The sequence below is a fragment of the Streptomyces montanus genome (assembly GCF_005786655.1).
GTDB lineage: Bacteria > Actinomycetota > Actinomycetes > Streptomycetales > Streptomycetaceae > Streptomyces > Streptomyces sporangiiformans.
On the sequence record NZ_VBZC01000029.1, the window covers coordinates 114,238 to 127,478 of the forward strand.

Genomic DNA, 13,241 nt, shown 5'->3' on the forward strand with positions numbered 1-13,241 from the left:
CCCCTTCATGCACGCAGATCTCTCCCGCTCCACCTTCCGCCCGGAGCGGCACTACTCCGCGGTCATAGCCCAGCAGGGCCGCGTCCAGATCGACGCCGACGCCAACGAGCAGACCGCCATCCAGCTGCACCAGGCCCGCGCCCTCACCGCCGACCTGATCGGGCAGCACGGCGGGCCGCGCAACGCCGCCGGCTTCCGGATCGAGTACGTCGGCGGCAAGCACGACATCGACACCCTTCACATCCACGGCGGGCGCTACTACGTCGACGGCATCCTGTGCGACGCGTTCCGCCCGGCGCCCGGCACACCCGTACCGGACGAGGACACCGAGGACTCCGCGGAACAGGACACCGCGCAGCCGCCCGCCCACTGGACCTACTGGGACCAGCCCGACGGCTACCGCGACCCGGAGAAGCCCGGCGACCGGCTGCCCTCGCCCGCGGCGAACCCCTTCCTCGTCTACCTGCTGGTCTGGGAGCGCTCGGTCACCGCGGCCGAGGACCCGGCGCTGCGCGAGGTCGCGCTCGGCGCGGCGATGCCGGACACCGCCGCACGCGCCAAGGTCGTCTGGCAGGTACTGCCGCTCTCCCTCGACGAGTTGGAGATCGAGGATGCCGACCTGTCGAAGGAGGTGGTCCGCGCCGCCTTCGACAAATGGGCGACGCGCCAGTCCGCCTCCTCGGCGCGGCTCGCCGCGCGCAGCGAGCGGCCGGACCACGCGGACGAGGACCCGTGCCTGGTCAAGCCCGACGCCCGCTACCGGGGCCCGGAGAACCAGCTGTACCGGGTGGAGGTCCACGAGGGCGGCGAGGCGAAGGACGCCACGTTCAAGTGGTCCCGCGAGAACGGCTCCGTGGTCTTCCCGGTCGACGAACTCGACGGCACCTGGGTGCAGTTGGCGTCCCTCGGCCACGACGACAAGCTGGACCTGAACGTCGGGGACCGCGTGGAGTTCACCGACACGGCCTACGCCTCCCGTCTCGAACCCCTGCCGCTGCTGAGGGTCGAGGAACTGGACCTGCCCGGCCGCCGCGTACGCCTGTCCGCCGAGCCGGAACAGGGCGTCGGACGTCTGCCCCACCTGCACCCGTTCCTGCGGCGCTGGGACCACCACGAGGGGCCGAAGCGCCGCGGCCGCGCCTCCGCCCCGCGGGACGGGGCGGTCCCGGTGGAGGAGGGGGAGTGGCTGCCCCTGGAGGACGGTGTCGAGGTCTACTTCGCCAAGGGCGGCACGTACCGCACCGGCGACCACTGGATCGTCCCCGCCCGCACCGCGACCGGCAGCGTCGAATGGCCGGTGGACGCGGCGCGCAAGCCCCTGCTCCAGGCACCGGCCGGCATCGCCCGTCACTTCGCCCCGCTGGCCCTGGTCAAGGGCGAGTCCGGCGCCGTGGACCTGCGCCTCGCCTTCGGCCCGCTGGCGAGCAGCATCCCGGCGGCCGACGAGGCGACGCTCGCGGCGGAGGCACGGGCGCGTGAGGAGGAGATCGCGGCCGAGAGCTCCTCCCCTGGGAGCAGGTCGCAGACCACCGCCGAGGCGGAGGCCGCCCTGGAAGGAGACAACTGATGGCTACCCCACTGACCGCGTCCAAGATGGTGCAGATCCTGCGGGCGGAGGGTCTGACGGTCCACGAGGTACGCAACTGGCGCCGCCACAACCGCAACTCGAAGGGCCCCTGGGGCCCGATGAACGGTGTGATGATCCACCACACCGTCACCTCCGGCACCAGCGCCTCCGTGGACCTCTGCTATGACGGCCACTCGAGCCTGCCCGGGCCCCTGTGCCACGGCGTCATCGACAAGAAGGGCGAAGTCCACCTGGTGGGCAACGGCCGCGCCAACCACGCCGGCCTCGGTGACGGCGACGTGCTGCGCGCCGTGATCAACGAGACGAAGCTCCCGCCGGACAACGAGGCCGACACCGACGGCAACCGTCACTTCTACGGCTTCGAGTGCATCAACCTCGGCAACGGCAAGGACCCCTGGCCCGAGGCGCAGAAGGAGGCCATCGAAAAGGTCGCCGCCGCGATCTGCCGCGCCCACGGCTGGAGCGAGCGCTCCGTCATCGGCCACAAGGAGTGGCAGCCGGGCAAACAGGACCCGCGCGGCTTCACGATGGACGGCATGCGGCGGCGCATCCGGGAGCGGCTCGGCGGCAAGGGCGGCGGCAACGACCCCGCCCCCGAGCCGAAGCCCGACCCCAAGCCGTCGTACGAGCCGTTCCCGGGCAGCGGCTTCTTCCACGCCGGCCAGAAGTCCCCGATCATCACGGCGATGGGCCGCCGCCTGGTCGCCGAGGGCTGCGGCCGCTACGAGGAGGGCCCCAGCCCCGAGTGGACGGACGCCGACCGCAAGTCCTACGCCCTCTGGCAGCAGAGGCAGGGCTTCAAGGGCAAGGACGCGGACGGCATCCCGGGCAAGGTCAGCTGGGACAGACTGAAGGTGCCCAGGTCAGGACGCTGACGGAGACTACTCGGCCGCCGCCGCCCGACGCTCTACGCCGAGCCGGAGTTGGAGGGCGGGTACGGCGGCCGGGCCGGGATCGCCGCGCCCAGGGAGGGCAGCGGCGGAAGCGCCGTCTCATGCAGCCAGGACGCGAACAGGTCGTCCAGCGGCTCGGCGGCAGCCGTGTAGCGGGCGACATGGGTCGTGAAGGCCGACGTGGTGACCGTGCCGCCGCGGTGCAGGGCCGCCCAGGAGCGCAGCATCCGGAAGAAGGCGTCGTCGCCCAGCGCGCAGCGGACCGCGTGCAGGGTGAGTCCGCCGCGTTCGTAGAGGCGGTCGTCGAACATCAGCTTGCGGCCGGGGTCCGCCAGCCGGAGGTCCTGCGGCAGAGCGGACAGCTTCCGGTGGGCGACGCCCGCGAGCGCCTGCGCCGTACGGCCGCCCGAACGCTCCGACCACAGCCACTCCGCGTACTTCGCGAATCCCTCGTTCAGCCAGATGTGCCGCCAGTCGGCGATGCTCACACTGTTGCCGAACCACTGGTGCGCCAGCTCGTGCGCCACCAGCCGCTCCGAACCCCGTGCCCCGTCCACGTGGTTGGCGCCGAACAGGGACAGCCCCTGCGCCTCCACCGGGACGTCCAGCTCCTCCTCGGTGACGACCACCGCGTACTCGCCGAACGGATACGGGCCGAACAGTTCCTCGAACAGCTCCATCATCGCGGGCTGCCGCGCGAAGTCCCGGGAGAACTCGGTGAGCAGCCGCGCCGGGATGTGTCCGGCCTGCGGTACGCCGCCCAGCCCCGGGTCGCCGAGCAGCACCGTCTGGTACTTGCCGATGGACAGCCCGACGAGATAGCTCGACGTCGGCGCGGACTGCTCGTACACCCACGTCGTGGTGCTCGCCTTCGTCGTGCGCGTGAGCAGCCGGCCGCCCGCCACGACCGAGTACGCGGACGGCGTGGTGATCGAGAGCTGGTACGAGGCCTTGTCGGCGGGGCGGTCGTTGCACGGGTACCAGGACGGGGCGCCCACCGGCTGGCTGGCCACCAGTGCCCCGTCCTCCAACTCCTCCCAGCCGAGCCCGCCCCAGGGGCTGCGCACCGGCTTGGGGTTGCCCGACCACTGCACCTCGACGGTGAAGGCGGCCCCGGCGCGGATCGGCTTCGCGGGGCGGACCCGGAGCCTGCCGCCCCGGTGCGTGTAGTGCGGCGCCCGGCCGTCGACCCGGACCCGGCCCACCTTGAAGTCGGCCAGGTTCAGCAGGAACTCGGCGAGCGGCGCCCGGCCCGCGATGGCGCCCAGCCGGGCGGTGCCGGACAGCCGGTTGGGTCCCGGGCGGTAGTCCAGGGCGAGTTCGTACCGGTGCACCCGGTAGCGGGGATCGCCGTTCGCCGGAAAGTACGGGTCCGCTCCCGCTCCCGCTGTCCGCTCAGCCACTACTGTCTCTGCTCCCTGCGCTGTGGTCGTACGACGTGCCGGTGCACCGACTGCTGCACGATGTGCCTCCGGGGCGGGCGGCACCGTACGGGCCGCGCCTAGGAACGCCATGCCTCGATCGGGTTGCCCAGCCAACGGGTGTCGTCGGGAACGGACTCCGCCGCCATGACCAGAGACGCGGGCCCCAGCGTGCTGCGTGCCCCGACGGTGCTGCCGGGCAGGACGATTCCGCCCGGGCCCAGGGTGGCGCCCTCACGGAGGACCACAGTATCCGTTCGCAAGATCCGGTCGTGGAAGAGGTGGGTCTGCAGGACGCAACCCCGGTTGACGGTGGCGGCGTCCTCCAGCGTCACCAGGTCCGTCTCGGGCAGCCAGTAGCTCTCCACCCAGACACCCTTGCCGATCCGGGCGCCGAGGCCGCGCAGCCACACATTCATCAGCGGCGTACCCGGCACGGAACCGGCCAGCCACGGCACGGCCACCACCTCGACGAAGGTGTCGGCCAGCTCGTTGCGCCACACGAAACCGCTCCACAGCGGATGCTCACCGGTCCGGTGCCGGCCCACGAGCAGCCACTTCGCCGCGATCGACAGCATCGCGGCAGCCGCACCGGCGGCCAGCAGCACCACACCGGAGAGCGCCCAGGCCCAGGCCCCCAGCGCGCTCAGCGCCGCCACGGTCAGCACGGCGATGGCGGCCGAGCAGAACACCGGCACGATCCGGCACAGCTCCACCAGCCCGCGCGCCCACAGCAGCCGCGCGGGCGGATCGTACGTACGGCTCTGATCGCCGCCCTCGCTCGCACGCGGCAGCTTCACCGGTGGCAGACCCAGATACGAGCTGCCCTTCTTGGCCTTCTTCGGCGTCGCGGACAGCACCCCGACCAGCCCGCCGTCCGGCACGGAGCGGCCCGGAGCGGTCATACCGGAGTTGCCGAGGAAGGCCCGGCGCCCGATCTCCGCCCGCCCGATCCGCAGCCAGCCGCCGCCGAGCTCGTACGGAGCGGTCAGCGTGTCGTCCGCGAGGAACGCGCCCTCGCCGACCGTGGTCAGGCTCGGCAGCGCGAGGACGGTGGACACCTCGGCACCCCGCCCGATCCTCATCCCGAGCAGCCGCAGCCACACCGGCGTGACCAGCCCGGCGTACAGCGGGAACAGCGTCTCCCGCGAGCGGTCCATCAGCTGGGTGACCGTCCAGGCCTGCCAGCCGGTCCGGCTGTGGGTGGGATGCGTGCCCGGACGCAGCCGCAGACTGAGCAGACGTACGGAGACCAGCAGGAGCAGCGCGTACGCGAAGCCGAAGGCGAGCGTCGCCGGCACCAGCGCGAGCACGGCACCCCGCAGCGCCCCGCCGAGCCCGTCGTCCGGAGTGACGAAGACGCTCGCCACAAGGAGGGCGGCGACACCCGCGAGCAGCGGCAGCGCCGTCAGGGCGAATCCGGTCACCCCGTACATCACGCGCCAGTACGTCCCGCGCTGCGGGCGCTCCTTGGGCCAGTCCCGCTTCGCCTTGCCGAGCTTGACCGCGGGAGCACCCGCCCAGCGCTGCCCGGTGGGGATGCGCCCGGACACGGCGGAGCCGGGGGCCACCTCGGCCCGCTTGCCGACGCGGGCGCCCGGGAAGAGCATGCTGCGGGTGCCGACCACCGCGCCGCCGCCCACCCTGACCGGGCCGATCTCCAGCCGGTCGCCGTCCAGCCAGTGCCCGGACAGGTCCACCTCGGACTCGACGGCACAGCCGCGGCCGAGCTTGAGCATGCCGGTCACCGGCGGCAGCGAGTGCAGATCGACGTCGGGGCCGACGCTCGCGCCGAGCGCACGCGCGTACCGCTCCAGCCAGGCGCCGGTCAGCGAGGTCGCGCCGCTGTACTCGGCGAGGCGCTCGGCCGCCCACAGCCGCAGATGCACGCTCCCGCCCCGGGGATACCGGCCCGCCTTCACCCCGCGCAGCAGCAGTCGCGCACCGCCCGCGGCGATCGCGAGCCGCCCCGGCGGGCTGAAGAGCAGAGCGGCCCCGGCGGCCACCAGCCACCAGGAGGCGCTGGGCGCCCACGGATACGGGCCGAACCAGTGCAGCACGTTGCCGACCGCGCACAACGCCACCGTCCAGCGCAGCCCGAGCAGCATGAACAGCGGGACCAGCAGGAGCAGTTGGACCACCTTGGCGCGCAGGGGGACCGGAGTCACACTGCGGGTCGCCCCGTCGTCCTGGGCCGACTTCTCCAGCCGCCGGGCCAGCTTGCGCAGCGTCGGCTGCTGATAGATGTCGAGCACGGCGGCGCTCGGATAGCGGGTGCGCAGCCGCGTGGTGAGCTGGGCGGCCGCGAGGCTGCCGCCGCCGATGGCGAAGAAGTCGTCCCTCGCGCCGCTCACGGGGATGCCCAGGACCTCGCTCCACTGCTCGGCGAGCCAGGCCTCGGTGCCGTACAGCTCCTCGGCGGGACCACCGGTCTCCAGGTCCGCGAGCGGCCACGGCAGCGCGTTCCGGTCGACCTTGCCGGAGGTGCGGGTGGGGAGGTCGTCGACGGGCGCGAGCAGCGGCACCAGGGCCGCGGGCAGTTCGGCGCGGAGTTTCTCGACGGCCGTGGTGGGATCCCAGCCGTCCTGCGTCACCACATAGCCGACGAGCAGTTGGTTGCCGCTGCGCGCGGTCCGCACGGCGGCCGCGGCGCCCGCCACCCCGGGCAGGGCCTGCAACGCGGCGTCCACCTCGCCGAGTTCGATCCGTCGGCCGCCGAGTTTGATCTGCTCGTCGGCCCGCCCGAGGAAGATCAGTCCCTCCGGCTCGGCCCTGACGAGGTCACCGCTGCGGTACGCGCGCTCCCAGCCGAGCGATTCCAGCGGGGCGTACTTCTCCGCGTCCTTCTCGGGATCGAGGTAGCGGGCGAGCCCCACTCCGCCGATCACCAGCTGCCCGCTGCCGCCCATCGGCACCGGCTCCCCGGCCTCGTCGACGACGGCCAGCTCCCAGCCGCTCAGCGGCAGCCCGATCCGGATCGGCTCCTCGCCGGTCATCAGCGCGGCGCACGCGACCACGGTGGCCTCGGTGGGGCCGTAGGTGTTCCACACCTCGCGCCCCTCGGTGACCAGGCGCTGCGCCAGCTCGGGCGGGCAGGCCTCGCCGCCGAAGATCAGCAGCCGGACGTCGTTGAGCGCGTCCGGCTCCCACAGGGCGGCCAGTGTCGGCACCGTGGACACCACGGTGATCTCCTGCTCCACCAGCCACGGTCCGAGATCGGCACCGCTGCGCACCTGGGAGCGGGGCACCGGCACCAGACAGGCGCCGTACCGCCAGGCCAGCCACATCTCCTCGCAGGAGGCGTCGAAGGCGACGGACAGCCCGGCCATGACCCGGTCGCCGGGACCGATCGGGTCCTCGGTGAGGAACAGCTCCGCCTCGGCGTCCACGAAGGCCGCGGCGCTGCGGTGACTCACGGCCACGCCCTTGGGCTTCCCGGTGGAGCCGGAGGTGAAGATGATCCACGCGTCGTGCCCGGTACCGGGCCGCCCGGCGGGCACCTCCGAGGCGCCGTGGACGGTCAGCTCGTGCCCGGCCCCGATGATCGCCCGCACCGCGGCCTCACCGAAGACCAGCTCGGCGCGCTCGTCGGGGTCCTCCGCGTCCACCGGCACATAGGCGGCGCCGGCGGCCAGGACCGCGAGGATCGCCACGTACAGGTCATTGGTGCCGGACGGGACACGGACGCCGACCCGGTCGCCGAGCCCCACGCCGGCCGCCGCGAGCCTGCGCCGGAGGGCCTCGACCTCGGCGGCCAGCGCGCGGTAGGTGAGAGGGCGGTGGCCGTCGTCCAGGGCGAGCTCGCCGGGGTACGACCGGACGGACGCCTCGAAGACGTCGACGAGGGTGCGCGGCGAGGACGCGGGCCCGCCGGTGAACCGCGCCGCGTCGCCGAACCTTTCGCTCAGCCCGCTCAACTCGCTCAGCCCGCCCAGTTCGCTCAACTCGGCGTCGAGCAGGGGGAGCTTCTCGTGGAGTGCCGGGCTCTCGTGTACGGCGGCCATCGGATCCTCGCGTCTCGAACCCGGAGCCTCCGGGCCGCTGGTGGTCCCGCAGGTCTGCCTGGGGTTGTTCCGTTCCAGCTCCAAACAAGCCCAGTTACTTTAGTACGCGGGCGGCTTTCGGCCCGTCCGATCGGCCGAACGAGGGTGTCCCCGGGGTGGCCGGAGGACGCCTGCCAGCGGCCCTGAGCTGGGACTTCGTCCGCCCGGAGAGATGTCCCCCACACTTCGCCGCGAAACCGGGGGGGGGGCCGGTCCTGGGGGGCGTCCGGCGCCGCGTCAAGGCCCACTCCCGTACGCCCGCGAGCTCCACCGCCCGGCGGCGCAGGGCGAGTGCGGCGGGGGCCTCGGACTTGACGAGCGCACGCCGTCCTCGAGGTCGAGGACGGCGGCACCGTCGTCGACCCCGAAGTCGTACGCCAACTGCTGCGCCGCTGCCGCGATCCGCTGGAGCGGCTCACCCCGCGCGAGCGTGAGGTCCTGGCCCTGATCGCCGAGGGCAAGTCGAACGGTGCGATCGCCCGCGAACTGGTGGTGTCCGAGGCGGCCGTGGGCAAGCACATCGGCAACATCCTCACCAAGCTGGACCTGCCTCCGGCGGACGAGACCCATCGCCGGGTGCTGGCGGTCCTCGCCTACCTGCGGGCCTGACGCAGGGGTTCTTGCGGGCCTGCCCCAGGGGGTCCCTGCGCGCCTGACCCAGGGGCCGGTAATCGGCTGTGCCGCGGCCCTGCATGATCAATAGCCTGGAACGGTCTGCCGGTTGACGACTCAAGGAGTCCCGCTCGTGACCACCGCACCGGACCTGCCCGACATCCTGTCGACCGAATTCGCCGAGGATCCCTACCCCGCCTACCGGATCATGCGCGAGAGCGCGCCGCTGATGTGGCACGAGGCCACCCAGAGCTACATCGTGTCCCGCTACGAAGACGTCGAACGGGTCTTCAAGGACCGCGAAGGACAGTTCACCACCGACAACTACGTGTGGCAGATCGAGCCGGTGCACGGCAGGACGATCCTGACACTCAGCGGGCGCGAGCACGCGGTGCGGCGGGCCCTGGTGGCCCCGGCCTTCCGCGGCCGGGACCTCCAGGAGAAGTTCCTGCCCGTCATCGAGGACAACGCCCGCTCCCTCATCGACGGCTTCCGTCACCAGGGCAGCGCCGACCTCGTCACCGACTTCGCCACCCGCTTTCCCGTCAACGTCATCGCCGACATGCTCGGCCTGGACAAGGCCGACCACGGCCGCTTCCACCGCTGGTACACCTCGGTGATCGCCTTCCTCGGCAATCTCGCGGGCGATCCGGAGGTCGCCGCGGCCGGTGAACGTACCCGCGTCGAGTTCGCCGAGTACATGATCCCGATCATCCAGCACCGCCGTGACCACCTCGGTGACGACCTGCTGTCCACCCTGTGCGCCGCCGAGGTCGAAGGCGTGCGCATGAGCGACGAGGACATCAAGGCGTTCTGCAGCCTGCTGCTCGCGGCGGGCGGGGAGACCACGGACAAGGCGCTGGCCAGCATCTTCGCCAACCTGCTGGCCCATCCTGAACAGCTCCAAGCCGTGCGCGAGGACCGCGACTTGATCGAGCGAGCCTTCGTGGAGACCCTGCGGTACACCCCGCCGGTCCACATGATCATGCGGCAGACGGCCGGGGAGGTCGGCCTGAGCGGCGGCACCGTTCCGCCGGGCGCCACGGTGACCTGCCTGATCGGAGCCGCGAACCGCGACCCCGAACGCTACCGGGAGCCCGACCGCTTCGACATCTTCCGCGACGATCTGACGGCCACGACGGCCTTCTCCGCCGCGGCCGACCATCTCGCGTTCGCCCTGGGCCGCCACTTCTGCGTGGGCGCCCTGCTGGCCCGTGCCGAGGTCGAGATCGGGGTGGGCCAACTCCTCGACGCCATGCCCGACATGGAGTTCGCCGATGGGTTTCGGCCAACCGAGCAGGGCGTGTTCACGCGCGGACCGCAGACGCTGCCGGTGCGCTTCACACCGGCCACGCACTGAGAGCGGGCGGCCTCAGCGCAGTGTGGGCGTGAACTCCACCGGCAGTGAGGTCAGCCCGCGCATCCAGATGGACGGCCGCCACACGAGATCCTCCGGCTCGACCGACAGGACGACGTCGGGCAGCCGCTCCATGAGCGTCTCGACGGCCGTACGCGCGATGACGTCGGCGAGCAGCGGAGCGGGATAGGGGCAGCGGTGCTCGCCGTTGGAGAAGGACAGGTGGGCGCCGTTCCCCTCGGCGCCGACATGACCATCGGGCCAGATCTGCGGGTCGGTGTTGGCCGCCGCGAGCCCGAGGACGAGGCAGTCGCCCGCCTTGATCCGGCGGCCGCCGAGGAGGGTGTCGCGCACCGCCCAGCGGCCGATGAAGTTCTGGGTGGGCGTGTCCAGCCACAGCACCTCGGTGAGGGCCTCGCCCACGCTGACCCGGCCGCCCGAGACGTTGAGCGCGAAGCGGTCGTCGGTGAGCAGCAGCCGCAACGTGTTGCAGATCCAGTTGGCGGTGGGCTGCTGGGCCGCCGCGACCACGGAGATCAGGTCCTGCACGATCGCGTCGTCGCTCAGGCCCTCGGGGTGGGCCAGCATGCGGGACACCACGTCCGCGCCGGGCCCCTCGCGCTTGTCCTTCACCAGCCGCTGAATGCGTTCCTGTACGCGGACGTAGGCGGCGACCGGGTCCTCGCCCTCGGCGGTGTCCAGAGAGATCCTCAGGTCCCTGACGAGGTCGTCGGTGTCCGTGCTGTGGGCCGCCATGCCGCACATCTCCACCGCGGCCCGCATGGCCAGAGGGTGCGCGTACGCGCTCATCAGCTCGGCCTCGCCGCTGCCGGCGAAGGCGTCGATCAGCTCGTCGGCGATACGCCGGCAATTGACGCCCAGCTCGAACTGGTCGACGCCCTCCAGGGCTTCGGTGATGACGCCGGCCCGCCGCTGGTGTTCGGCGCCCTCGGTGAACAGCACCGAGGGCTGGTAGCCGACGAAGGGCAGCAGCGGCCAGTCCGCGGGAATGTTCTCCCACTGGTTCCAGCGCCGGGAGTCGCGGGCGAAGAGATCGTCGTGGGAGGTCACGAACGAGACCTCCGGGTAGGACAGGACCAGCCAGGCGGGCACGTCCCCGTCCAGCAGCACGGGCGCCACGGGGCCATGGGCGCGGCGCAGTTCCTGGTACACCGTGGCGGGACTCTGCTGGTACTCCAGGCCACTGAGCGGCACCGCGTCGGCATGTGCGGGACAGCCCGAGGCGGCACGCGGCGGGTCGGCGGGGTGCCGGTCGGGGCCGGTCGCGTCGTCGTTCATGGGGTCTCCCGGGCCATGGCCAGTTCGTAGAGGTGGTCGGCAAGAGCGATCAGGACGTTCTTGCCGGATGCGCGGACCCGCGCGTCACAGTCGATCAGAGGCACGTGGTCGGGCAGCGCGAGCGCCTGGCGGATCTCGCTCAGGGGGAAGGCGTTGGTGTCGCCCTCGAACCGGTTGACCGCGACGAGGAAGGGCGTGTTGTGGTGCTCCAGGCGGTCGATCGCGTACCAGCAGTCGCTCATCCGCCGGGTGTCCACCAGGACGACGGCGCCCAGGGTGCCCGAGAAGAGCCTGTCCCACAGGAACCAGAAGCGCTCCTGGCCCGGGGCGCCGAACAGGTACAGGACCGTGCGCTCGGTCAGGCTGATCCTGCCGAAGTCGAAGGCGACGGTCGTCGTCGACTTGTCGGGCAGGCCCGCCGTCCGGTCGATGCCGACGCCGGCCTCGGTCATGACCTCTTCGGTGTTCAGCGGCCGGATCTCGCTGACCGAGCGGACCAGTGTCGTCTTGCCGACGCCGAACCCGCCCACCACAACTATCTTGAGCCCGGTCTCGGCGACCGCGCTCAACGGCGTACGGGCGGAAGGCTCAAAGGTTACGGAGTCCATCGAGAACCTCCAGCAGAAGAGAGGATTCGGGCAGTTCGGCCACTGCCGGCGCGGCCCGGGGATGGCGCGCGGTGACCTTCTCCATCGCCAGCAGGTCCCCCACGAGGATCCGGACGACGGTCACCGGAAGCCCCAGCTCGGCGGCGATCTCGACCACGGCGGCCGGGCGACGGCACAGCTCCAGGATCCGCACGTGTTCGGACTGCATGCCGCGAGCGGGCTCGCACTCGCTGACGATCAGTGAGACGAGGTCGAGATCGTCGGTGGCCTCGCTGCGGCCGCCGGTGATGGTGTACAGCCGGTCCGGGTCCCCGGTGTCGACCGGACGTCGGCTCATCGGATCAGCTCTCCTCTGTCCGGGCTCGGGCCTCGGCACGCAGGTGCTGGCCGATCCGCTCCACCAGGTCGGTCATGTGGTGCCCCACAGCGCCCGGGTCGGCGCCGTCGTCCGCGATCACCGCGAGGTGCGCCCCCTGACCGGCCTCGACGATGAACAGCAGTCCGCCGTAGAACTCCGTCATCGAGTGGCGCACGCCCCCGCTGCCGTCGCCGAATTCGACCGAGGCGCCCTGCGCCAGGGCCTGCATCCCGGAGGCGATGGCCGCGAGCTGGTCCGCCTGGTCGACTCCCAACCGCTCGGTCCAGCACAGTTTCAGCCCGTCGCGGGAGAGGACCAGGGCGTGCCGGGTGCCGGGGGCGCGCTCGAGCAGGCCTTCCAGGAGCCAGGTCAGTGTGGTGTCAGTGGTCTGCATGGGTGAGTGAAGAGCTGGTGATCCGTGGACGCTCGGCCACCGGCCCTTTCCTCCAATCTCCGGTGTGGGGGGATCGGGTGCGCCCGGTCGGGGCGTCCCGAGAGAAGAGGGGGCGGCCGGGCTCAGTCGGCGTGGCGCGGGTCGGCCGGATCGGCCGACGGGCCCGGTTCGGGGGCGTACAGGTCCGATTCGGGGGCGTACAGGTCCGGTTCGGAGGCGGACAGGGGCGGCTCGGGGGAGGACGGGGTCGGCTCGGGGGAGGGCAGGGCTGGTTCGGGTGAGGGCATGGCCGGCGGGGAGGATGAGGCCGGTTCGGCGGCCGGGGCCGGTTCGCCGGCCGCCGCGGCCAGGCGCGCGCGGTGGAAGGCGCCGAAGCTCTTCCCCGCGTCACGGGTGGGCCTGTCGTCCGCGGGACGCTTCGCCCGCGTACGGGCACGGTCGGCGGCCGCCATCGTGCGGCCGGGGGGACGTACGGGCAGACCGTTGGCCGTCACCGAGCCGTTGTCGCCGGTGCCTTGGTCGCCGGCCAGGGCGGAAAACGACGGCGAAGGCGCGGCAGGGACGGGGGCCGGTGCGTCAGTCGTCTCGGGGGGCGGTGCGTCGGCCGTCTGCGGCCGGGGCGACGGGGCGGGCTCGGCGGCGGCCACCGCACGCCCGCGCGGCGGCGC

Annotated in this window: 9 protein-coding genes and 2 pseudogenes; 4 read left to right on the top strand and 7 right to left on the bottom strand. The window is 72.4% G+C overall.

All coding sequences use genetic code 11. The annotated features are described in order from the left end of the window. The first annotated feature begins 7 nt into the window (after nt 1-7). Both FE633_RS25570 and FE633_RS25575 read left to right on the top strand, forming a co-directional pair. On the top strand, nt 8-1,567 hold the full coding sequence (locus FE633_RS25570; protein WP_138047536.1) for a DUF6519 domain-containing protein: 1,560 nt from the start codon (nt 8-10) through the stop codon (nt 1,565-1,567). Beyond that, complete coding sequence (locus FE633_RS25575; protein WP_138047537.1) at nt 1,567-2,463, top strand: peptidoglycan-binding protein; 897 nt, start codon at nt 1,567-1,569, stop codon at nt 2,461-2,463. Before FE633_RS25570 ends, FE633_RS25575 begins: the two co-directional genes overlap by 1 nt. A 32-nt stretch (nt 2,464-2,495) precedes the next feature. On the opposite strand, the gene FE633_RS25580 is transcribed toward FE633_RS25575, so the two are convergent. Next, a complete protein-coding gene (locus tag FE633_RS25580; protein WP_138047538.1) occupies nt 2,496-3,995 on the bottom strand; it encodes a M1 family metallopeptidase in 1,500 nt (499 codons plus the stop codon). Further along, nucleotides 3,983-7,906: a Pls/PosA family non-ribosomal peptide synthetase gene (locus tag FE633_RS25585; protein WP_138047539.1), complete on the bottom strand. Its 3,924-nt coding sequence runs from the start codon at nt 7,904-7,906 to the stop codon at nt 3,983-3,985. Before FE633_RS25585 ends, FE633_RS25580 begins: the two co-directional genes overlap by 13 nt. A gap of 363 nt (nt 7,907-8,269) precedes the next feature. Here FE633_RS25585 and FE633_RS25590 point away from each other — a divergent pair. Both FE633_RS25590 and FE633_RS25595 read left to right on the top strand, forming a co-directional pair. After that, nucleotides 8,270-8,554, top strand: a pseudogene (locus tag FE633_RS25590) (response regulator transcription factor); the annotation flags it as partial. A 136-nt stretch (nt 8,555-8,690) separates the two neighbouring features. Further along, nucleotides 8,691-9,917, top strand: a complete 1,227-nt coding sequence (locus tag FE633_RS25595) for a cytochrome P450 (RefSeq protein ID WP_138047540.1) — start codon at nt 8,691-8,693, stop codon at nt 9,915-9,917. Between the two features lie 12 nt (nt 9,918-9,929). Here FE633_RS25595 and FE633_RS25600 read toward each other — a convergent pair whose 3' ends face one another. The 5 genes and pseudogenes from FE633_RS25600 to FE633_RS47425 form a co-directional block, all read right to left on the bottom strand. Then, nucleotides 9,930-11,213: a cytochrome P450 gene (locus tag FE633_RS25600; RefSeq protein ID WP_138047541.1), complete on the bottom strand. Its 1,284-nt coding sequence runs from the start codon at nt 11,211-11,213 to the stop codon at nt 9,930-9,932. Beyond that, nucleotides 11,210-11,821, bottom strand: coding sequence for a GTP-binding protein (locus tag FE633_RS25605; protein WP_138047542.1), 612 nt, complete (start codon nt 11,819-11,821; stop codon nt 11,210-11,212). Before FE633_RS25605 ends, FE633_RS25600 begins: the two co-directional genes overlap by 4 nt. After that, on the bottom strand, nt 11,802-12,158 hold the full coding sequence (locus FE633_RS25610; RefSeq protein ID WP_138047543.1) for a DUF742 domain-containing protein: 357 nt from the start codon (nt 12,156-12,158) through the stop codon (nt 11,802-11,804). The genes FE633_RS25605 and FE633_RS25610 overlap by 20 nt, the downstream gene beginning before the upstream one ends. Nucleotides 12,159-12,162: 4 nt before the next feature. Further along, entirely contained in the window at nt 12,163-12,573 is a 411-nt protein-coding gene (locus FE633_RS25615; RefSeq protein WP_138047544.1) for a roadblock/LC7 domain-containing protein, read from the bottom strand. A gap of 122 nt (nt 12,574-12,695) precedes the next feature. After that, nucleotides 12,696-13,241, bottom strand: a pseudogene (locus tag FE633_RS47425) (hypothetical protein); the annotation flags it as partial.